Origin of the sequence: Glaciecola petra (assembly GCF_031846345.1) — a bacterium.
GTDB classification, from domain to species: domain Bacteria; phylum Pseudomonadota; class Gammaproteobacteria; order Enterobacterales; family Alteromonadaceae; genus Glaciecola; species Glaciecola petra.
Map to the genome: position 1 here is coordinate 1,458,581 of NZ_JAVRHX010000001.1, position 23,133 is coordinate 1,481,713.

General features: G+C 39.3%; 17 protein-coding genes. 3 read left to right on the top strand and 14 right to left on the bottom strand.

Going from position 1 to position 23,133, the window contains the following annotated elements:
- Positions 1-260: 260 nt before the first annotated feature.
- Positions 261-1,679 (top strand): 30S ribosomal protein S12 methylthiotransferase RimO, encoded by a 1,419-nt coding sequence (rimO, locus tag RM552_RS06465; RefSeq protein ID WP_311367953.1) that lies wholly within the window; start codon positions 261-263, stop codon positions 1,677-1,679.
- A gap of 8 nt (positions 1,680-1,687) precedes the next feature.
- Here the strand turns inward: rimO and kdsB are convergent, their stop codons facing one another.
- The 5 genes from kdsB to RM552_RS06490 all read right to left on the bottom strand — a co-directional run bounded on the left by kdsB (position 1,688) and on the right by RM552_RS06490 (position 8,060).
- Positions 1,688-2,428, bottom strand: coding sequence for a 3-deoxy-manno-octulosonate cytidylyltransferase (gene kdsB, locus RM552_RS06470; RefSeq protein ID WP_311367954.1), 741 nt, complete (start codon positions 2,426-2,428; stop codon positions 1,688-1,690).
- A gap of 58 nt (positions 2,429-2,486) precedes the next feature.
- A complete protein-coding gene (locus tag RM552_RS06475) occupies positions 2,487-2,693 on the bottom strand; it encodes a Trm112 family protein (protein WP_311367955.1) in 207 nt (68 codons plus the stop codon).
- Positions 2,694-2,755: 62 nt separating this feature from the next.
- Entirely contained in the window at positions 2,756-3,787 is a 1,032-nt protein-coding gene (lpxK, locus tag RM552_RS06480) for a tetraacyldisaccharide 4'-kinase (protein ID WP_311367956.1), read from the bottom strand.
- A gap of 8 nt (positions 3,788-3,795) precedes the next feature.
- A complete protein-coding gene (gene msbA / locus RM552_RS06485) occupies positions 3,796-5,580 on the bottom strand; it encodes a lipid A export permease/ATP-binding protein MsbA (protein WP_311367957.1) in 1,785 nt (594 codons plus the stop codon).
- Between the two features lie 68 nt (positions 5,581-5,648).
- Positions 5,649-8,060 carry a DNA internalization-related competence protein ComEC/Rec2 gene (locus RM552_RS06490; protein ID WP_311367958.1) on the bottom strand — a complete coding sequence of 804 codons (2,412 nt, stop codon included), beginning with the start codon at positions 8,058-8,060 and terminating at the stop codon, positions 5,649-5,651.
- Between the two features lie 27 nt (positions 8,061-8,087).
- Between RM552_RS06490 and RM552_RS06495 the strand changes: the two genes are divergently transcribed.
- A complete protein-coding gene (locus tag RM552_RS06495; protein ID WP_311367959.1) occupies positions 8,088-8,618 on the top strand; it encodes a DUF2062 domain-containing protein in 531 nt (176 codons plus the stop codon).
- A 17-nt stretch (positions 8,619-8,635) separates the two neighbouring features.
- Here RM552_RS06495 and RM552_RS06500 read toward each other — a convergent pair whose 3' ends face one another.
- The 6 genes from RM552_RS06500 to smc form a co-directional block, all read right to left on the bottom strand.
- On the bottom strand, positions 8,636-9,226 hold the full coding sequence (locus RM552_RS06500; RefSeq protein WP_311367960.1) for a gluconate 2-dehydrogenase subunit 3 family protein: 591 nt from the start codon (positions 9,224-9,226) through the stop codon (positions 8,636-8,638).
- A gap of 1 nt (position 9,227) precedes the next feature.
- Positions 9,228-10,916: a GMC oxidoreductase gene (locus RM552_RS06505; protein ID WP_311367961.1), complete on the bottom strand. Its 1,689-nt coding sequence runs from the start codon at positions 10,914-10,916 to the stop codon at positions 9,228-9,230.
- 96 nt (positions 10,917-11,012) lie between these two features.
- On the bottom strand, positions 11,013-11,900 hold the full coding sequence (locus RM552_RS06510) for a hydroxypyruvate isomerase family protein (RefSeq protein ID WP_311367962.1): 888 nt from the start codon (positions 11,898-11,900) through the stop codon (positions 11,013-11,015).
- A gap of 91 nt (positions 11,901-11,991) precedes the next feature.
- Entirely contained in the window at positions 11,992-14,019 is a 2,028-nt protein-coding gene (gene ligA, locus RM552_RS06515; RefSeq protein WP_311367963.1) for an NAD-dependent DNA ligase LigA, read from the bottom strand.
- Positions 14,020-14,073: 54 nt separating this feature from the next.
- Positions 14,074-15,681: a cell division protein ZipA gene (zipA, locus tag RM552_RS06520; RefSeq protein ID WP_311367964.1), complete on the bottom strand. Its 1,608-nt coding sequence runs from the start codon at positions 15,679-15,681 to the stop codon at positions 14,074-14,076.
- Between the two features lie 18 nt (positions 15,682-15,699).
- The gene (gene smc, locus RM552_RS06525) at positions 15,700-19,221 is read right to left on the bottom strand and encodes a chromosome segregation protein SMC (protein WP_311367965.1); all 3,522 of its coding nucleotides are present in this window, start codon (positions 19,219-19,221) and stop codon (positions 15,700-15,702) included.
- 176 nt (positions 19,222-19,397) lie between these two features.
- Between smc and cysZ the strand changes: the two genes are divergently transcribed.
- Positions 19,398-20,171, top strand: coding sequence for a sulfate transporter CysZ (gene cysZ / locus RM552_RS06530; protein WP_311367966.1), 774 nt, complete (start codon positions 19,398-19,400; stop codon positions 20,169-20,171).
- Here the strand turns inward: cysZ and RM552_RS06535 are convergent.
- The 3 genes from RM552_RS06535 to RM552_RS06545 form a co-directional block, all read right to left on the bottom strand.
- Positions 20,166-21,629 (bottom strand): tetratricopeptide repeat protein, encoded by a 1,464-nt coding sequence (locus RM552_RS06535; RefSeq protein WP_311367967.1) that lies wholly within the window; start codon positions 21,627-21,629, stop codon positions 20,166-20,168. The two genes, cysZ and RM552_RS06535, sit on opposite strands and share 6 nt — an antisense overlap.
- 2 nt (positions 21,630-21,631) lie before the next feature.
- A complete protein-coding gene (nlpI, locus tag RM552_RS06540) occupies positions 21,632-22,531 on the bottom strand; it encodes a lipoprotein NlpI (RefSeq protein ID WP_311367968.1) in 900 nt (299 codons plus the stop codon).
- A gap of 164 nt (positions 22,532-22,695) precedes the next feature.
- The gene (locus tag RM552_RS06545; RefSeq protein WP_311367969.1) at positions 22,696-23,007 is read right to left on the bottom strand and encodes a DUF1244 domain-containing protein; all 312 of its coding nucleotides are present in this window, start codon (positions 23,005-23,007) and stop codon (positions 22,696-22,698) included.
- Positions 23,008-23,133: the final 126 nt, after the last annotated feature.

Sequence of the window (23,133 nt, forward strand, 5' to 3'; positions counted from 1 at the left end):
TTATTAACACTGCTGTAAGCATAACGCAAAGCATAATTGTTGTGTGATCATGCATCACATGACACACACGACCTGTAAATTAATCAAATAATTTCATTTAATAAGCATTTATTTTTATGCAAATACCAGAATTTACGGTACGATCAACAAATACGGCAACCATTGTGGATTTTATAAAATCGAAATTGCTGCAAGTAAATTAATCATTTCATGAGCGGCAGAAATATGTTGCTTCATCATATCTATTTTGAGATCACTAAATGAGTGTTAACCAGTACAACCCAAAACAATCAACGACCATGGATATCCCGGTTAAAACCCTTGGTGATAATGCTGGTAATCAATTTACGAAAACCGGTAATGCTAAAATAGGCTTTGTTTCATTAGGCTGCCCGAAAAACCTAGTCGATTCTGAAAGGATTTTAACCCAATTGCGCACGGAAGGTTATGACGTTGTGCCAACATATAACAATGCAGAACTTGTTATCGTTAATACTTGCGGATTCATAGATTCTGCTGTGCAAGAATCTTTAGACACCATTGGTGAAGCTCTCAACGAAAATGGGAAGGTCATTGTTACCGGTTGTTTGGGTGTAAAAGAAGATGAAATTAGAGAGGTCCACCCCAATGTTTTAGCTATTACTGGACCACATGCATACGAGACAGTAGTAGAACAAGTGCATGAACATTTACCAAAACCAAGTCACAATCCCTTTCTGCATTTGGTGCCTGATCATGGCATAAAACTAACACCTCGGCATTTTGCCTATCTAAAAATTTCTGAAGGATGTAATCATCGTTGTACTTTTTGTATTATTCCTTCCATGCGAGGGGACCTAGTTAGCCGGCCTGTTGGTGAGATATTAGACGAAGCGAAACGTCTTAAAGCAGCGGGCGTAAATGAATTATTAGTGATATCACAAGATACCAGTGCTTATGGTGTAGATGTAAAATATCAAACTGGTTTTTGGAATGGCATGCCAGTTAAAACACACATGCAACAACTGTGTGAGAAATTGGGCGAGATGGATATGTGGGTCCGTTTACACTATGTATATCCCTACCCACATGTAGATGATCTAATTCCTTTGATGGCAGAAGGGAAAATATTGCCTTATTTGGATATCCCCTTCCAACATGCTAACAAACGCATTTTACGTTTAATGAAGCGCCCAGGCAGTGCTGACCGCACCGTTGAACGAATAAAGAAATGGCGGGAATTATGTCCAGATTTAGTGATTCGGTCTACGTTTATCGTTGGCTTTCCGGGTGAGACAGAAGAAGAGTTTATAGAGTTACTCGAATTTCTAGAAGAAGCTCAACTTGATCGTGTTGGTTGCTTTAAGTACTCGCCAGTCGAAGGAGCAAAGGCAAACCTTTTGACAGACCATGTCAGTGAAGATATTAAAGAAGAACGACTTCAACGTTTTATGGAAGTACAATCACGTATAAGTGCACAACGTTTGAAAAACCGAATTGGCAATGAATATAATGTCATTATTGATGAAGTAAACAGCGAAGGCGCTGTGGCGCGCAGTTTTGGTGAAGCACCAGAAATAGACGGATTAATTCATATAAATAATGAACACGAACTTTCTCCTGGAGAACGTGTTTGGGTAGAAATTATTCATAGTGATGAACATGACTTGTGGGCCGTGTTGTCGCCAGACCAGGATTAGATTTCGCGCTATTTTACATTAAAGCGTTGTAAGTCTTCTGGAGTATCTACGCCATGAGGTGGTGATTTTGCAGCCACAGCCACATGAATATCATATCCATGATACAACACTCTGAGTTGTTCTAATGACTCAATTGATTCGTAATGTGAAGCTGTAAGAGCCAAATAGTCGTGAACAAACCCTGCTCTGTATGCATATATGCCAATATGGCGAAAATAAGCATCTGCTTGCATCTTTTGGGTGTTTTCTAACCAAGACCGGTCAAAAGGAATAGCCGCCCTAGAAAAATAGAGGGCTTTACCATTTTTTGCGAATACCACCTTCACTATATTTTTATTTTCTAGCTCTGCGCGATGACTAATTGGAAAACAAAGAGTTGCCATAGGGGTCTTCGCTGCTACTAAATTATTGGCCACTTGGCGGATATTTTCTTCGGGAATAAAGGGCTCATCGCCTTGCACATTAACAATTACTTTATTTTCACTAATCCCTTCTTTTGTCAGCACTTCTGCGATGCGTTCTGTACCCGACTGATGACTCTCTGCGGTGTAGCAAACATCACCGCCAAAAGCACTAACTACATCTCCTATGCGCTTATCGTCTGTGGCGACTATTACTTTGTCGGCACCTGCGGCATTTGCTCGCTCATATACATGCTGAATCATAGGTTTTCCATGGATCATGGCCAAGGGCTTACCGGGAAAACGGGTCGACGCAAAACGCGCAGGAATAACCACTATAAACGACATTAACTTTCCTTATACTGGATATTTTGACAATACCAATAAATCTAATTATCGACAGTCTCTATTTAAGTTCAGCGAGTTCTTCGCTTGTAAGCTCGCGCGCTTCATTTTCGAGCAAGACAGGTATGTTTTCTTTTATAGCGTAAGCTAGCCTATCAAACTTACAGACTAATTCTTTTTCTTTTTGATCAGGCAATATACCTAGGACCAAACTCCCTTTGCAACTAGGACATGCAATAATATCCAATAGTTTTTTATCAAACGCCATATATTCTCCTATTATCTTTCAATTTTGCATCGTTTGTAGAATCGTACAACACAATATAACTGTTAATTCTTTATTTTCTGCTCGATACTTTTGTAAAAAGCATCGTCAATACTTGCATCTACTCTCAAGTACCAACAGTCTTTGTGCGCAAAATGTTTGCATTTAATTGCATCTTTTTCTGTCATTAACACGGTGTAATTCTGAGGTATATCAATTTCTGAAAAGTGATAATGGTCAGGATAAGACTTAGCTTCTTTGTAAGCAATATTTAGTGCGTCAAGGGTATCAAAAAATCGTTGGGGATCACCAATACCTGCCATTGCAAGTATGGCTGAAATAGCGCTTTTGTCAGTAAAACTTGAGAAGTATGACACATCTTTGATTTCGTCATTACACAAGTTAACCCAATGTGTCGCTTTAAGCCGCATCTGATATGAAGATATGCTTACATTCTGAAGTAATTTGTCTTGCAAAGCTGCAAACTGTTCATCGTTTGCGTTGAACAATATAGTATCAACCGTACTCAAACGCTTAGCGGACTCCCTAAGTGGCCCCATTGGTAATAAACATCCATTCCCTAAGCCTCTTTTGTCAATCACGCAAAGTTCAATGTCTCGACCTAAAGCGTAATGTTGCAAGCCATCATCGCAAATTATAATGTCAGCGTCGGTATTTAATTCTACATATTTGCAAGCTCTAGCTCGTTTAGGATCTATCAACACTTCACATTTTAGACGATTTTTGAGTAAGGCTGGCTCGTCACCAACCAAACCCGGCGGGCAATTGTGAGTAACAACATGAGGGAAGTCTTTCTGCTGTCCACCGTATCCTCTCGACAAAACAACAGGGGTGTAACCTTGGGCTTTAAAATACTCTACTAGGCAAATCACTAAAGGTGTTTTACCGTTGCCACCAACTGAAATATTCCCAACAATCACAATCGGGATCTTACTTTTGTACTGTTTTTTAATGCCAATTATAAAGGCAAGTCGACGCAAGGCTGACAAAGACCAAAAAATCAAAGTAAATGGCAATAACAGCCAAACTAACAGACTATTGTTATACCACCATCGTTGAAGGGTTGTTGCCATCATATTAATACTTATTGAGAAAACTGAAGCGCATGAAGTTGCGAATAAACTCCTTTGCGCTCTAGTAGACTAAGATGGGTTCCACTCTCAACTATTTCTCCTTGCTCTACCACTAATATCAGGTCTGCATTTTCTATGGTTGATAAACGGTGAGCTACCACGATACTTGTGCGTGATTTTTGAAATTCATCTAAGGCATGCTGGATATATTTTTCTGATTCCGTATCCAACGCCGAAGTTGCTTCGTCTAATATCAATACTGGCGCATCAGCTAATATAGCCCTCGCTATTGCGATGCGTTGTCGTTGTCCGCCAGATAACGTTAAGCCGTTTTCGCCAACAATGGTGTCAAAACCGTCTTTTTCTTGCATCACAAAATCGGTCACGTGAGCAACGTCGGCAGCTTTTATGATTTCTTCGCGACTGACTTTATCTGCCATACCGTAAGCAATATTGTTCGCAATAGTGTCATTAAATAGAATAACTTGTTGCGATACCAGAGCAAATTGCCGACGTAAACTTCGTAAACTTAAGTCATTAATATTAATATCATCTAGCAAAATTTGTCCTGCTTGCGGCGAATAAAAACGCGTTAGTAAGTTAGACAGAGTTGATTTTCCGCTGCCTGAACGCCCTACAAGTGCCACTGTTTGCCCAGGTTTTACGTCAAAACTTACGTCGTTAATCGCAGGAGTATCTTTTGTAGGATAGGTAAACGTAATATTCTTTAACGACAATTTACCTTTGGCCTGTTCAATTTCTTTTGTACCCGTATCTACTTCATTTAAATTATCGAGAACTTCAAAAATACTGCTACAAGCAGCCATGCCTTTTTGAAACTCAGTATTAACGGTTGTTAACTGTTTTAATGGTTTAAGCAACATTACCATCAAAAATATGACGTTAATAAATATACCTGCCGTTAATTCATCCGCAAGCGCGGGGAGACTCGCCGCAAAAAAGACAAATGCAAGGGCAATAGAGGCTATCACTTGAATCGTAGACACGCTGAGTATTTGAGATGTCGCAAGCTTCATATTTTGCAAACGATTTTGATTGTTCTTTTCAGCAAAACGTTCAGATTCTAAGCTTTGCGCATCATGCATTAATACTACTTTGTGCCCTTTAACGGCTTGTTCGACGGCAGCTGTTAAGGTACCCATAGCCTGTTGTATAGCTTTGCTTACTTTTCTAAATCGCTTACTTACTACTGATACAATAACCGCAACCAAGGGGCCGATAAGAAAGAAAATTAATGATAATTTCCACGAATAATAAAACATGACAAATAATATACCAACGACAAACATCCCTTCTCGCACCAATGTTAATAGTGCTTTGCCAGCAGCCCATCGAACTTGCTCGGTATCGTATATGGTTTTAGAGATTAGGCTTCCAGAAGAATGATGGTCGTGATATTCAACGGGCAAATGAATAAATTTTTCGAATAGTTCTTGGCGCATTTTCATCACAACCTTGGTACCAATATACTCCAAGGTGTATGTCCCCATAAAATTAAAAATGCCACGTAAGATAAAAATGGGGACAATAAGATATGCTGCCAATTTCAAGAACGTGTAATCATTATTATTTAGACTGTCATCTATGAGGGGTTTGGCTTGTGCTAAAACGTAGGTATCTATTAATGCGTAGCCAATCATGCCAATGACGGCGACCAAAAAAAGTAATTTAAACGGTTTAATATAGCCGAGAAACCGACGTACAGTTTGACGTGTTTTTTGTTCGGTTTGCTCGTTTGATTCGAGAGTGTCAGTCAAATTATGTTTATAGGTCATTATTCATTTCGCTATATTCTACCTCTTTTTATATCTTGATAGCCAATTAAACATCTCTGCTTTAAGAGCTAGTGACGTTGGCGATACCAGCGTTGATGCTCATGCCTTAAATATGCACTAACTTCTAGTGTTTCAATATTGATTAATATTCGGCCATCGCGACCGGTTATCAAGGTCGACGCATCGTTTTTATTGTAACGATTTAGAATTTCTTGTTTAGGAAATTTCCAGCGATTGTTAAAACCCGCAGTAAAAATAACATGCTTGGCCTGCACGGCTTCTACAAAGGCTTTTGTGGAAGAAGTTTGACTCCCATGATGGGGTGCAATAAGCACATCTACTTGCAATAAATTAGTATTTTTATAAGTCTCGACAATAGCTTGCTCACTATTTTTTTCAATGTCTCCCGTAAACAAAATGCTATTTTCACCATTGCTGATGCGCGCCACACAACTATGGTCGTTTTCATCACCTGATTGGGGGCTCAATGGCCATAAAATAGTTATTGCTAAACCTGACCAGTATTTATTATTTTTATTGCCACATAAATTGTTAGGTGCGAATACTTCCTCTATGACATATTGCTTCGTTAACCATTCTTTTCCACCCGCATGATCATTATCGAGATGACTTAACAATAAAAAATCTATTTTATTTTGTTTACGTTTTTCTAAAAACGGTGATAGCGCACTTTTTGCCATGCTAAAACTGCCTCTATAAGCACCGCCAGTATCAAAAATAGCATAATTTGAAAGCATGCTGCCTGAAGGTTTACTTTGCACAATTGCCGCACTCCCCTGACCCACATCAAATACATACACTCGTGTCTCTCGACTAAAATAATACTGTTGATAGCAGAGTATTTGCCACCCTGAGTAACACAAAAATAAGCTTAAACACCATTTTGTTTTTGTTGGCCATTTAGGTAATAGGCAGACAAACATAAACAAGGTCAAAGCGGCATAGTCTAATGCAGACAAATATTCCAAACTTGGCTGAAATGTGGCAAAACGGTTTATACCTTTGAGCATATTAATACTTAACGCTAAAGCTTCATTTAATATACTCAATAGCCCGCTTGGATATAAACCAACTGAAATTAACAAGGCTATGATCAAGCAAGCAGGCACCAATATAAAGCTAACTATTGGAAGCATAAATAAATTAGCGGGAACTGCTACTAGGGGCAAAGTCCCATATACAAACAACACAAAAGGTAGAGTTACGAGTGATAAAAATACTTGTAATTTAAATATCGTCTTAAACTTAAAATAAACCAAATAAAGCCAAGTGTGAGGCTGTTTTCTATTGTTTTTCTCAAGTTCAGGAAAACGCCATAGATAAAATAAAATGAGCGAAACTGCACCAAAACTAAACCAAAAACTCACACTCAAAATTGAAAACGGAAACAATACTAGAAATAAACAAATTACAAATAAAAAAACAGACACTGGGCGCCAATAACATTGTAAGTTGAGAACGATAGAAATAATGAAAAGGGCAATTAATGCTCTCAACACAGGAATTTCAAACCCTGCAATATACGCATAAAACGAGCAAGCAATACAGCATATAAACAAATTCAAATGCTGTAAATTAATTTGCTTTACGTTAAAAAGTAGCGCAATTAACAACAACATCCCCTTTAAAACCACTAACACAAAACCCGCTACAATGCCCAAATGCATGCCAGATATTGCAAATAAATGGGCAGTGCCAGTTTGCTGAATTAACAGCCAGTCGTCAGCACTTAAATACCGTTTATCACCATATGTAAGTGCAATAAGCCATGGCATGTATTCTTGATGTTGACGACTCAAACCTGTAATCCAATTTTGCCTAACACTTGGTGAGAACAGCATTAACTGATTACTAGGACTGTCTTTAACATATCCCGTTGCGCTGATGTTTTTACTGACTAACCAACGGTGATAGTCAAACCCGTCTGGGTTTGCTAAACCATTCGGTGGTTTTAGTTTGACCAACAGTCGTACTTTATTACCTTGAGAAATATCGAAAGATGGTGCATACCAACTTATGCGAACGCTTGGCTTTAGCCAAAGAGATTGATTGCCAAGGGTATCAATTTTTATGTTAAAGACTGTGTTGTGATTTTTGTTAAAGCGTTTTATTTCACTTTTAGAATGCATAACTTCTGTTTTTTTACTGTCTTCATCCGATTCTGAAAGATGTTTAACTCGGATAGAGCTAAGGGATGTGATTGTGCCGGTAATCAAGGTGTTTTGTTCAAAATATTGCTTATCAATTTGCCAATATAAATAATAATAAGCGACACTTGATGCCCATAAGAATGCGATTAAGCCTGCTTGCAAAATGGCCGATAAACTATAAGCGTAACAAAAAATTAATACGCAAATTGCGCAAAGCAGCAGTGTAATTGATGGTAACTTAGGCCATAATGCGCTTGAACAAAAAATAATGATAAAGCTTAACATTGCCTTATCGTTTATTGAGTACATGTAACTTCCATTTTGAGCAGTCAAATAATGCCAAAGAAATTTATCCGACGATTCTTACCCGATCACAATGAGGTGAAGAAAAACCGTACGTTGAAAATGTTCGGCACATTACTGCATGATCCAAATTTGTGGCATTTAAACAGGCGCTCCGCCAAGGGAGCCGTCGGTATTGGTCTATTTTTCGCCTTTTGGCCATTGCCTTTTCAAATGCTATTGTCTGCGGCGGCTGCTATCCCCTTGCGAGTCAATTTGCCATTATCTATCGCAACAGTATGGATATCGAACCCTATTACCATGCCACCTATATTTTACTTTGCTTATCAGGTGGGAAGTACTGTACTTGGGACGGAAATTATCACCTTTGATTTTGAATTGAGTTGGTCTTGGCTTGGACAATCAATATCGACTATCGGGCCAGCTTTTATACTTGGGTGTGCAATTTGCTCAATATTTGCCGGCGCAATAGGGTATTTTGGTTTAGACTGGATATGGCGTTGGTCTGTTGTTAAAGCATGGCAAGAGCGCCGGCTTTTAAAACGAAAAACCAACAAGTTTTAAACAGTAGGCTTGGGTTTTTATCTATACCAAGCTCTATCACCTTTTTTATAAGGCATATCGCCATCGTAGCGACCAGGAATGGCCACATGACGCAACACTTTTGTTGCGCCTTCGGCTGAGTTGAAAAAGCAAAACAAAACGAGTTGTTTCATCATAATAAAATAATGGTATTCATAACTTCTCTTATCTTGCTCATTTTCACCCATAGTTTGGTTACGTTTGACCTCTTGTTGAGCCTTTTCATTCACGCTTGATACTAACTCATGCCGATTATCTTTCGACAATTTAACAAAAGGTAACCCGTAATTAGATTGTGCAAGAGCCTCAATTGTTTTTATACCATTCTTAAAATTAGCAATCTGTTCTGCTTCGTAACAATCGTTAACCATAATAGCCATACTTTCGCCCACTTTAGCGTCTTTAGCACCTGGGGTGTTGGTGCGTGGCATGATGACTTCTGCCAGCTCATTTAAAAAATGGATATCATCTTGCTTAAAGTTGGTATCTTGCCATTTTACATTTTGCGCAAAGTCGTAAGCATAAGCGCTGCCGACCATCGCCATGCCAGTGGCAGCGGCAATCATTTTAAGTAAATCTCTTCTTTCCATCTTACAGATTCCTTTTATTCAGTTCCTTGACCGCATGATCAACAGCGCGAGCAGTAAGGGCCATATATGTCAAGGAAGGGTTAACGCATGATGCAGATGTCATGCATGCCCCATCAGTTACAAATACATTGGGGGCATCCCAAACTTGATTAAAAGCATTCAATACAGATGTTTTTGGGTCACGCCCCATTCTGGCAGTACCCATTTCATGAATACCCATACCCGGCGAATAGCCTGAATCCCAACCATGTACGTTTGTTAAACCGGCAGCCTCAAACATGTCCACCGCTTCTTGCATCATGTCTTTACGCATTTTTATTTCGTTGTCTTTAACTTCGACATCCATGGCTAAAATAGGCAAACCCCACTTGTCAGTTTCGGTTTTACTCAAATAAATACGATTACTATGATCAGGTAACATTTCACCAAAAGCGGTCATGCCAATTTGCCAATTTCCCGGTTCAGATAATGCATCTTTGAGGTTTTCTCCTATGCCTAATTCTGACACCTCACGTCGCCAGTTTGTGCGACTTGCCCCCCCTTGATAACCCCAACCACGCAGATAATCGCGCTTATCTTTACCCCAATTAGCAAACCTTGGCACATAGAAGCCTGTTGGTCTGCGTCCAAAATAATACTTGTCTTCGTATCCTTCAACACTTGCAGATGCGCCAGTTCTGAAATGGTGGTCCATTACATTATGTCCTAATTCTCCACTACTACTGCCTAAGCCACTATCCCAAACATCGGTAGCAGAATTCATAAGAAGCCAAGTTGAATTAAAGGCTGAAGCATTAACGAAAATAATTTTTGATTGATATTCAATGGTTTCATTTGTTTCTGCGTCGATGACCATAACGCCTGTTGCACGTTTTTTATCTTTATCGAACAAAATTTCTTTTACAATCGAAAACGGACGTAAGGTTAAGTTACCCGTTTTCATCGCCGCTGGTAATGTTGAAGATTGAGTAGAAAAGTAAGCACCGAACGGACAACCATGTGAACATTTTGCACGATACATGCAAGCCGTTCTGCCCTCTTCCGGTTTGGCCTGTGTCATATTAGAGGTGCGCCCTATAATCAAATGACGTTCACCTTTGTAAGCTTTTTGTAAGCGTTTAGCGACATCTTTTTCAACAACGTTCAAGTCCATACCAACCTGCATAAACTCACCGTCAGGCAACACGTTTAAACCATCGCGGTTTCCGCTAATTCCGGCAAATTTTTCAACATGATCATACCACGGCGCGATATCTTCATAGCGAATAGGCCAGTCAACTGCTATCCCTTCTTTCTTGTTTGCAACAAAATCTTCGGCGTTAAAGCGGTAAGATTGCCGCCCCCACAATAACGACCGTCCTCCTACGTTATGACTTCGAAACCAACTAAAAGGCTTATCTTCTTTATAAGGAGAATCTTGTTCATCAGCCCACATGCCGCTTGTAGCTTCATTGAGAACGTAGTCTCTACTCAGCACGGGGAATTTCTTTTTCATCTCATTGGTGGGTCGGTTCTTGTGTGGCAAGTCAAAATTTTCTTTGTGGGCATTTGTATAGCCTTTGCCATGCTCAACATTCTTGCCTCTATCAAGCATTAAGACCTTTAAGCCTTTTTCAGTCAGTTCTTTTGCTGCCCAGCCACCGCTGATACCTGATCCGACTACAATTGCATCATATTTATTATTTTTCATTTGTCGTCTCGCATTATCGTTTTAATTATCGCTTTTTTTGACTCAATGAACGTCTACTATTCGTAAAATTACCCTTTACGTTGTCTATAAGCGTTTTTATACATCACAAATTTTTATAGCTCCTTGCAAAGACTTCACTTTACCATCTTTGCTTTCTGGCGTTGGAATGAACTCTTGGGCCAAATACCCTTTGAACCCGGTTTTCACTATCGCCTTTGCAATAGCTGGATAAAATAATTCTTGAGTATCATCAATTTCATTGCGTCCTGGGACGCCAGCTGTATGGTAGTGCCCAAAATACTCATGATTTTCCTGGATAGTACGAATAATATCGCCTTCACTAATTTGCATATGATAAATATCATATAGCAACTTAAAATTAGTAGAGTTAATGAGTTTGCAAAGCGCAATACCCCATGGCGAATTATCTGCCATGTAGTCGGGGTGATTAATTTTGCTATTGAATAATTCCATTTGCAAAATAACCCCTTTTTCTTCAGCGTAGTGAATTACCCGTTTCAAGCCCATTGCAGCATTCTTTAAACCCTGCTCAGCTGACATACCTCTTGCATTACCACTAAAGCAAACCAAATTTTTATACCCCGCTTGAGATACCAAATCGATGTGCTTTTTATATCGAGCAACAAGTTCATCATGAAATTCTACGTGAATCCACCCATCGGTTAAATTTAACTCTGCACCGTTGCACATTGATGAATCAATGCCATATTTTTTTAGCACCGGCCAATCATCGGGGCCAACTAAATCGATAGCAGCAAAACCTAAAGTCTTTACCAATTGGCATAGTTCTTCGATACTTAAATGGCCATATGTCCAACGACTCACCGAATGATTAATATTACCTTTTAAAGCAGTTTTATTGGTTGCGTGATTATCAAAAGCATTAGCAGAACTTATTCCAGACGCTAATCCGGCACTCGTTAGCACCATTCCTTGTAGTAATTTACGTCTATTGTTATCCATTGTGTTCGCCTATATTAAGTAGCACAATTGTTTGACTATCTCACTAGTGTATAACTTTATTTGGCTATCTTAGCATAATTATTTTTGTGCATTATTGGGTGCTTTCGATAAATTCGACAAACTGATTTTCATCCCACACTTCAATTCCGAGTGTTGCTGCTTTGGTTAATTTTGACCCAGCTTTCTCCCCCGCAATAAGCAGATCCGTTTTCGCCGAAATACTGCCTGACACTTTTGCGCCAAGCTCCTGCAATTTATTTTTTGCTTCCGCTCTGCCCATTTGCGTTAAGGTGCCGGTTAACACAATGGTTTTGCCTATCAAGGGCTGTTTGTCTTCACTAGGTGCTTCAATATCAGGCCAATTAACACCTGCTTCAATCAACTTATCCATTACCTTTATATTGGCATCTTCTGCCAAAAATGCATGTAAATGTGTAGCGACAATTTTACCTACATCAGGCACTTCTTGGAGGGATTCCGTATCCGCTAATTTGATAGCGTCTAAACTTAAATAATGCATTGCCAAGTTACGTGCGGTCGACTCTCCTACTTCACGAATTCCCAAGGCATAAATAAACTTTGGTAGGGTTGTTTGTTTGGCTGCGTCAATTGCATTTAATAAATTGACGGCAGACTTCTCAGCAAACCTTTCTAAGCCAAGTAGTTGACTCAAAGTCAAAGTGAATATGTCGGCGGGTGTTTCGATGAGGTTTTCATCAACCAGTTGATCGACGATTTTGTCTCCTAAACCGTCAATATCAAACGCTTTACGGGAAGCAAAGTGCTTGATTGCTTGCTTACGTTGCGCGCCACAAACCAAACCACCAGTACAGCGCATAACGGCTTCGTCTTCTATACGCTCAACGTCCGAGCCGCACTCAGGACAAAGGCGTGGAAACGCTATATCTTTTGCGTTCATTGGCCTTTTAGATTGCACAACAGAAACAACCTGCGGTATTACATCACCTGCTCGTCTAATAATTACGGTGTCACCAATCTTAACTTGTAAACGATTCACTTCGTCTTGATTATGCAAAGTCGCATTAGACACCGTCACACCACCAACAAACACGGGCACCAGCCTTGCAACTGGTGTGATGGCCCCTGTGCGTCCAACTTGAAATTCAACATCGTTTAACACTGTCATTTCTTCTTGTGCAGGGAATTTTTGCGCCATCGCCCATCGAGGTGCTTTTGATACAAAACCTAGTCGTTGCTGCAATTGTAAGTCATTAACTTTAAATACTACGCCGTCGATGTCGTAACTTAAATCATCTCGCATTCGCCCTATTTTTTCAAAATAACTCAAACACTCATCAAAGCCGGTCACTACTTGATTTTCTTTACACAAAGGTAAACCAAGTTCCCCTAAACTAGCCAAGCGCTGACTATGGCTCGCTTTTTGACTTATATTACCACCCTCTAAAACGCCCACTGAATAAGCAAAAAACCGTAAAGGTCTCGCCGCCGTAATTTTAGAATCTAATTGCCGTAAACTTCCTGCTGCAGCATTTCTGGGGTTAGCAAAAACCTTAGCGCCGATTTCTTTTTGTTGTTGGTTAAGTTTGTCAAAACCTTGTTTAGGCATAAATACTTCACCCCTAACTTCAAGTCTTTGCGGTAAATTTTCACCCCGTAATTTTAAAGGGACATTGGCAATTGTTTTGACATTTTCAGTGATATTTTCTCCGACCTGGCCATCACCACGAGTGGCGGCCTGAACCAAAAGTCCATTTTCATATAAAATTGAAGCTGCTAGTCCATCTAATTTTGGCTCGCAGGCAAATTCAATATGAATAGACGTATTCAAACGTTCATTAACTCGCTTTTCAAAAGCTTGTAAGTCAGCCTCACTAAAACCGTTGTCCAAAGACAACATGGGCACTTCATGATTAATTTGTTCGAATTTACTGAGTGCTTTACCGCCTACTTTTTGACTCGGTGAATCGCTACTTCTAAATTCAGGGTATTGATTCTCTAGCGCTATTAGGTCTTTAAGAACACGATCATATTCAATATCGGGAACGGAAGGATCATCTAATACATAATATTGATGATTATATTCTTCTAGTATTTCGCGTAACTTTTGAATTTTATTATTGATAGCAGAATTGCTCATTAAGCTCTCTTTATCTTTGCAAAGATTTTATTTTCATCGTCGTTAGTGATGCGATTAGCGGTTAATTCGTTTTCGTTCGAATTCTCTAATACGCTCTACATATTGTTGCAAACTTTGTTTGCTTAGACCGACTTTATTCCCATCAAGTATACGGCAACCAAACTCACTAGAAATTTTACGGGCCGCATTATGCATCATATTAAAAACCTGTTGTGCGTCACCATCAATCGGCAACATCATAAATAACGAAACGCCAAAAGTATCAAAGTTTTCCATGTTATCAACATCAAATACGCCAGGTTTAAACATATTGGTTAAACTAAACAGAACAGGCCCTTTGCCATTAGTGTTGACATGACGATGAAAAATATCGTGTTCACCAAACTTAAACCCCAAGGTTAACAACATGGGTAATAAAGCTGCGCCAGAAATAGGCTTATCGTTTTCAGCTCTAACATTAAGCACTAACACATCGGTTTGTTGCTCTTGTGCAGGGCTGCTAGGTGACTTGGAACGTTCTGTTTGTGAATCAGGTGTTTCATCTTTATTGATGGATGCGTTAAGATCGTCTTTTCTGCTCATATTGTCAGCGTCAAAGTCAATTCGCATCTGGTCTTCAGCATTTTTTGTTTTTGTTGTAGGTTCTTTTCTAATTTTTTCTGCGACTGTTTTTTTGTTGCGTCGCACAAATCGTTTAGCCTGCTCTGCGAAACTAAGTTCTTTTTCAACACCTTGCTTTGCTGCAATGGGTCTGCTTCCGTTTGTCCTATTGTTATTTGGCACCAACGGCCCATCCTGAATGTTCAGTGAAAAATCAGGTTCTGGTTTAATTTCTTCTTTAGGTAGCGAATTTTTGCTACGCAAGGCATCTTGTTGATTATCTTCAATCGCATTCTGTTGGCTACTCGAAGCACTGTCAATTGGTGTATCTGCGCTTGTAGCAATTGAACTTGCGTTTTCATCGTCTTTTTTCTTTAACAGAAACCCTGGAGGTTGGCCAAAATCATCCGGTTTTTCTCGACTGGCTTCTGCTCTGGCATTGACTGCTTTTGTATATTCTGGTTTGGGTTGAGTGACCACATTCGAATAAACTGGCGCATCGACATGAGCATCAACTATTTTTAAGTGAGTTTCATTATCACTTTCCTTTGTTACTGGCGCACTTTCTTCAGAGGCTAGTAATTGGCTTTCATCTTCGGATTCGTCTGGGGTGTAAAGTGCTTCAAAACCGGTTTTACTTTGCTCAGGATTGTCCACTTGTTCGCCGTTTGTTGGCTCTTTTTCATCAGTTGAATCAGTAAGTTGGGTGTTTTTTGTTACTAATTCAGAATCGTCGGCAATATCAACGTCTTCAATTTCATTGGTATTTTCATTCAATACCGATTCTTCAATTATAGTGTCATCTTCAAAATCATCCTCTATCGGGCTTAAGGTCTCATTGACAATTCTAACCTTACCTATTCCCACATCGTCATAAATGGGGCCATCACCGCCGAGGTCGTCTTCTCGTTCAAAACCTGGTTCAAAAGAGCTTTCTTGAAATTTAGCGCGTTTTGTATTTTTACTACCATTTTTGCGTACCGTCCACATTCCATGGATCAGAACACCGCCTATTACAATAGCGCCTATAATCGTTAATATGTAGCGTAATTCTTGTTCCATTATTGCCCTTTGTTCTAATTATTCTGCAATAGCGAGCGCTTGTTCCATGTCAACAGCGACCATTCTTGAAACTCCTGGCTCAGCCATAGTAACACCTGTTAAATGTGTCGCCATTTCCATCGCCACCTTATTATGCGAAATATAAATAAACTGCACCGTTTCTGACATTTCAGACACTAAGCGGCAAAATCTTCCAACGTTTGCGTCATCTAAAGGTGCATCAACCTCATCCAACAAGCAAAATGGTGCTGGATTAAGTCGAAATATAGCAAATACCAATGATAATGCGGTTAGTGCTTTTTCTCCACCAGATAATAACTGAATAGTACTATTTTTCTTACCGGGGGGTCTTGCCATAATAGTTACCCCAGTTTCCAGTAGGTCGTCACCTGTGAGTTCAAGATAAGCAGAACCACCACCAAATACTTTCGGAAATAAGGATTTTAAATCAGCATTTACTTTATCATAGGTTGTTTTAAATCGAGTTCGCGTTTCTTTGTCAATTTTACGCATGGCTTCTTCAAGTGTATCTAGCGCCTTACTCAAGTCCTCGTTTTGTGCATCCAAATGTTTTTTACGCGTAGATTGTTCTTCAAATTCGGCCACTGCCGCTAAGTTAACTGCCCCCAATCGACTAATGGCAGCACTGACTTTTTCTAAGTTTTCTTGCCATATTTGAGCGCTTAGCTCCTGCTCCGCCATCTTACCCGGTTCATTATCACTTGCCTCTTGCTCAAATTTGGCTAACACATCTTTTATTTGTAAACCTGTTTCCGCTAATTGTTCTAGATATGACTGCGACCTTACTGAGGCACTTTCTGAACGTATTCTTAACGATTCGATCTCGGATTTTATTGAATCCATTCTTGCCTGCAGGCCTTGCTGCCCTTTTTCTAACTCAGTGATTTCTTGATCAACTTTATCGATAGACAATTGTTGTTCGCCAATATTATTGCGTAATAATTCCTGCTTGGCCAAAAGAGCTTGTAACTTTTCTTCTTGTTCATTTTCTGGTAATAATAACTCTTCAGCTTCTTCGTTAAGCAAGGCAAGTTTTTCCCGGTTTTCGTCGAGCAATGTTTGTTTATTATTACCTTGTTCTTGCAAAATTTGCAGCGAGTTTTGTAATTGCTGTAATGTTAATGCATGGGTATGCAACAACTGCTGTGCCTGATTAAACTGTATTTGCATGTTTTGCTGTTGTGCCTGCAACGATTCACTGCGTTGATTAAAGTCATTACGCTTATCTTCAGTGTCGCTTAACTCAACACTCAATATTTCAACTTCTTCATTTAGTAATTCTAAAGACATATCTTCTTGTTCAGAAGATTCTGTAATACTGGCTATTTCTGCTTGCAGTTTTTTCAGTCTGTCATCCATTTGTGACAATTGAAAAGCTAAATTCTGAGTCAAAATTTGTTGCTCAGTTTTTTGTTCCTGTTGCTTGCTAATGCGCGCTTCAAGTTTACTAAGTGTTTCTTGCAGGCCTTTTTCCTTTTCTTGGGCGTTTTCAAAAGCTTTATTAGCTAGCCTAAGTTCGTTCTCAGTTTTATCTAAAGCCTCACGAATATCTTCAATCAGTGCCGCTCTTACAAGTTTAGAATCAGACTGAGTGATGCTGACAATACGGTCACGAAAAAACAATCGACCCGACACTGTCACAACCCCCATATTTGATGATAGTGAAGCACATTTTTGCAAGGCATCAAGTGTCGACTCAACAACGATAAAATGATTAAAATATGCAGGTACAGCGGTATTGTTAATCTTTTCCGCTAATGAGCCTGCTTTTTTCTCTCGTGTGAAATCATCACTAAATAATAAGCTAGGCAGGTTTTCGGCTTGCAGAATATCGGAAATAGATTCGTTTAACTTCCCATCTACAATTAATGCCGTATTACTTTGTTGTAAACTATGCTGAAGCACAGCATCAACAGCCGCTTCAAATCCAGCTTCAACATCAAAATATTGCCAAGCCGTCTGCGTTGTCAGCTCATCAAAGCTTTCATTTAAGTTTATTTCTTCATCACTGTCGTTTTGCAAAGATTGTTGAGCATCGAGTTTTGCTTGAATATTAACAACTTGTCTACTAACGCTATCTACCGCCTTTTGTCTTTGGTTAGTCACATCACTGGCTTGATTGAGCAATTGCGATAGCGCTTCTTTCTCAGATGCATATTCAGAAAGTACCGTTTTAATTTCAGTTAAGTCTTGCTCAGCACTTTGTAATTTTTTTGCATAAGAAGTATCTTTTAATTCAGCGCTCTCCTGTTGTAAAACACCTATCCTCTCGGCGTTACGCTGTTGCATAGCAACGGTTTGTTGAATTTGACCATGTTTTTGCTGTAGGGCTTGTTTCTTTAGATAATACTCATCGTCAAGTCGTTTGTTGTCTTTCAGGATTTTGTGCAGTTGTTCGTCAACATCTAGTTTTTTGCTTTCAACTTCAGCAAGTTGTGCTTCAGCAATTTCTTTTTCTGGTTGTGCTTCCAATAATTTTTCTTTAGCGCTTGCCGCCTCGTTAGAAACTGCATTTAAGTCTCTTACTAATGTATGTTCACTTTGTTTGATTTGTTCAATTTCTGATTGTATTTGACTAGCGCGTTTTTTTGCATATAACTGCGACTGTTCAAGCTTAGTAATATCGGTACCCACTTTGAACAGTTGCTGTTGAGCATCTTGGTGTTGTTGCTTCAACATAGACTGTTTATTTTTTAAGCTTTGTAAACCAGACTCATCACCCTGTAATCCACTCACTAAGTCTTCTAAAACAGTATTCTTTTCGTTTATTTCAGCATCAATGCTAGACACAATTTCATTTTGATCCAGCCATTTGATCGTGGCAAGCTCTGCTTTTAATTGACGTTCATTTTGCTTCAACTCTTTGTATTTTGTTGCTGCAGCTGCTTGTCTTCCAAGTTTCGCTATTTGTGTGCCAAGTTCAGAACGTACGTCTTCGAGTCGATCCAGATTTTCTTTAGTGTGCGATATCCGATTTTGCGTTTCACGCCTGCGCTCTTTATATTTAGAGATACCGGCCGCTTCTTCAATGAAGATTCGAAGCTCCTGCGGTTTAGACTCTATTAGTTTTGCAATCATTCCTTGTTCAATAATTGCATAACTTCGTGGACCTAAACCCGTGCCTAAAAACAAGTCAGTGACGTCTCGACGACGACATTTTGCCGTGTTTAAATAATAACTTGAAACGGCTTCTTTTGTCACAACACGCTTAACTGATATTTCGTTAAAAGCAGCAAATTCACCCTGTATTCGTCCAGAGCTATTATCGAAGACTAATTCTACTGAACATTGGCCAAGCGCTTTTCTTGACGTTGACCCATTAAAAATGACATCAGTCATTGCGTCGCCGCGTAAATTTTTAGCTGAAGATTCTCCCAACACCCAACGAACAGCATCTATTACATTCGATTTCCCACACCCATTTGGGCCAACAATAGCCGTCATGTCGCCTGGAAATGGAATGTTTGTTGGGTCTACAAAAGACTTAAACCCTGCTAGTCGAATCTTCTTTAAACGCATATTTAAAATTTAGCTTTGTTTTTATTATAAGACACTATTACTTCAGTTTAGGCTAAGCGACGCACAAGCTCAATACTAAAGTCAACACCGTAATATCTTGAAACCATTTGCCTATAGCACCTTATCTTGAAAGTATTTACAATATTGACATTAGCACAAGATTAACGGAATCATAAATGAACCAAAACGCTAGTCAACGATCAGACTTAGAAAGCAATCATAGAGGGGGGGCTAGTTATTTTTTTCAAGGCTTTGAATTAATACGCACAAAAGGCATTAAGCGCTTTGTATTAGTCCCTTTGATTATCAATTTGCTACTATTTAGTACTGCATTCTACTTCTTACTCGACTACATCCAATTTTCAATTAACTACGTGGTAGATTTAATTCCAGACTGGTTAGGATGGCTAAAAGATGGTTTATTATATCTACTATGGCCTATTGCCATTATCAGTGTGTTATTAGTGTTTGCGCTTATTTTTGGCACCTTAGCAAACTGGATAGCGGCACCATTTAATGGCTTGTTAAGCGAAAAAGTTGAACGATATCTGAGTAATCAAAGTTTAGGTGACGAAGGGCTATTAGATGTTGTTAAAGATATACCTAGAACCTTAGGTAGAGAAATGTCTAAGTTAGGATATTTTATCCCAAGAGCAATTGGCTTTTTACTTTTGTTTTTCCTATTACCCGTAGTTGGGCAAGTTTTATGGTTTTTGTTTACCGCCTGGATGATGGCAATCCAATATGTTGACTACCCATTTGATAATCGCAAATCTGCTTTCGTTTCTACGCGGGATGCACTTCGCCAAGATAAGTCAAAGGCATTTAGCTTCGGCATTATGGTCAATGTGTTTAGTTTCATCCCTGTACTGAATTTTGTAGTGATGCCGGTTGCTATTTGTGGCGCAACTGCCATGTATATTGACCATTTCAAACAACCTAAATTATAGATTGATATTGCGCCAATACCGGCTTAGATCAGGGTCATTTTTTTCTGCGGCAAGGCGAGCAAAGTACTCGCCTATGGTCACCGATTTTTTTTCTAACTGATTTTGCCAAAACAACAAATACAAGGGCGGAATATTGTCGGTATCATGATGCTCTAAAAACGTAATATCAGCAGAAGGTTTATAACTTTGTACATCACTATTAGCGCAAGTACGCGAAGCGGAAAGAGAAGCGACTCCACCCCATTTATCTGTTGCAAGGCCCTGTAAATTTGCTTGATTCTCTTGACGAGATAAGCCACTTTTCTGAGTGTAGACCAGCAAGTTCGGGGCCTCAAACATGCCTGAGCAGTATTGCTCTGCTAAGTAATCTGAAATCGCATATTCATCTACAAAGCCAGCAAAATGGGCTAATTCGTGAACAAACACTGAATAAACATCAGCTTGGTCTAAATGCATCAACCCATTTTGTACATAAGCTTTACCTGATGGCAAAAACAAGACCAAATGTGAATATAAAGGTTTATGTCTTATTTTCGCAAGCGGCCAAAGATCGCAACGCTGTCTAGCATTGTCTGGCTGGCATGCTAACGCATTATCTTCTAGCCAAACAATGGGTAATATACAAATTGATAAATGGGTAAATCTTTCATCTTTTTCAAAATACTGTTTAAATTGTCTTGCGTGGACCGCACTATCAAGGCTCGTAGCGGCAAATTGTAAGCGTTGTTCACACACTCTGCCATTATCACTTGGGAGCATGTTATTATTCAAACTTGGTATTAATGTATCAAGTTTTACTTGCCTTATTTCTTGTATCGTTTTTGCGTATTCCGACGCATCGGCATAAGCTTCTGAAGCTTCAACAAATGCTTTTAGCGCTTCTTCTCGTTTGTTTTGTTGCCATAGTAAACGACCCAACCTATACTGACTTTGGGCGTCATAGGTCGCCGCTTTCCTCAACCAATCAGTAGCCTCTTGCATATCTTTATTGGCATAATAAAACTTTGCTAAAGCAATTATTGCAGGGGCATAATTTAGGTTCGCTGCTTCATGCAAATAAGCTATACGTTGGCGTTTATTGGTAGTTAGTAAAGAGAGTTCAAAAAGACTGGCTTCATCTTGTTGTTTTGCGGCTTTTAAAAGCCATTTTGTCCGTTCAATTTGATCAGAGCTTTGTTGTGCTAAAAATTTTATTGCTGAGAGATTTCCTAAATCTGCGACTTTTTTTATCCAATAGTGCTGGTTGTATTCTTTCGCATGCTTAATTATTCTTTCCTCGGCTAGTAAAGAGCCAGACAAAGCAGCACGCCAAAGTAAGGACTGACTTGGAGGCAAAGTACTTTTTGAACTATCAGAAGAGGAGGAATAAAATAACAACATTGCCGTATTGTGACTTGTACTGGCAGAGATACTGCCAAGCAATAGTAGCAAACAACAACAGTTAATGACTTTCAACAAGCTTATTGTGCTCGAGAACGGCGCTCTTGCCGCAGATTGGTTAATTCAATCCGTGCGTACTTATGCTCAGCATAGTCGTAGACATTGGTACTCAATGACAATTTGAAATAATTCTCGGCTCTAGACACATTGCCTTCAGACGCAAAATGCTTTCCTAAATAAAAGTAAGCCTCACACAAACGATTATTTAGTTGGGTTTGACTCGACACGTCTGTCAATAAGTCTGCGATCACTTCACTCTCTGACTTTCGAGAAAGATAAAAATCGACAATACTAGTTGCCCAATTGTCATTTGGTAACTTTTCACGGTGTGTAGATAAGGTCTGTAGGGCGGTTTCTTGATCAACGCCCTGGGCAATAATAAAGTGCCATAGTACTCGAAATGGGTCACTTTCATCATTTTGCAGAAAAGCTAATGTGTCGCTTTGGGCAAGCTCAGAACGACCACCATAATACAAAGCGATACCTCTATTTAACAGTGCATAATCATATTCGGGGTTTATTTCTAAAGAAGAATCAAAAGACTCATATGCCCGCATAAACATGCCCGCTTGGATATAATGCACACCAACAGAATTGTGAGCTTCCGCCAACAAAGGATTAAGTTTTATTGCTTCAGCGTAGTCCATTCGCGCCAAGCTTGCCAAACCAATCGCATCATAGTAAAAACCACGTTTTAACAATAAATCAGCGCGCTCTGTGTCAGTCATTTGGGCGCGATACAAATAATTAGTATATTGGGCGATAGCTAATTGCGAGCGCGCGCTCACAGGCTCAGGCTCGGTTAACAATAAACCACTAATAACGGGGTCGTAATTGTCACCCCGACTAGCACACCCCGACACTGCAATCAGCATTGCTAATGTCAAAATGAAGTGCTTAACAATCTTTAAATTTATCACGTGCTATTTTTATCCTTAGCAGCTTGGGTCTTTAGTTTACTATTTAACACGATCTTTTCCACAAAAGTTTCATCAATTAAAGCTTTAGAAGCGCAGTAAACCGAGCCTTCAGACTGTTATTACTTGTTTTTAGATTAACAACAAAGTCATTAAGTTCATTTCAACTATTTATTTTTCGCCTCTTTTTTGGCATTAAATGCTGCCATTTGTTCATCAGTTGCTGGTAACTGATGGTTTTCTTTCCACTGTGAATATGGCATTTTGTAAACCACCTCGCGAGCTTGAGCGTCAGTCACATCATGGCCTTGCGCATTGGCTTCTTCCATATACCAACGCGACAAACAATTCCGACAAAAATCTGCAAGTAGCATCAACTCAATATTTTGTACTTGTTTGTTATTATCTAAATGATTAAGTAATCGTCTAAAAGCTGCTGCTTCTATCGCTTGTGATTGGCTCTCTGTTAATTTTGTCATGATGCTTCCTTGTTATATTGGAAAAGAGTTACAAATTATTAATAAAGGTTCGCTGGGTGCATTAAGCGGTTAATTTTACCAAATTGGAGCAAAAAAAAACCGTCTTTTTATAAGACGGTTTCTTGA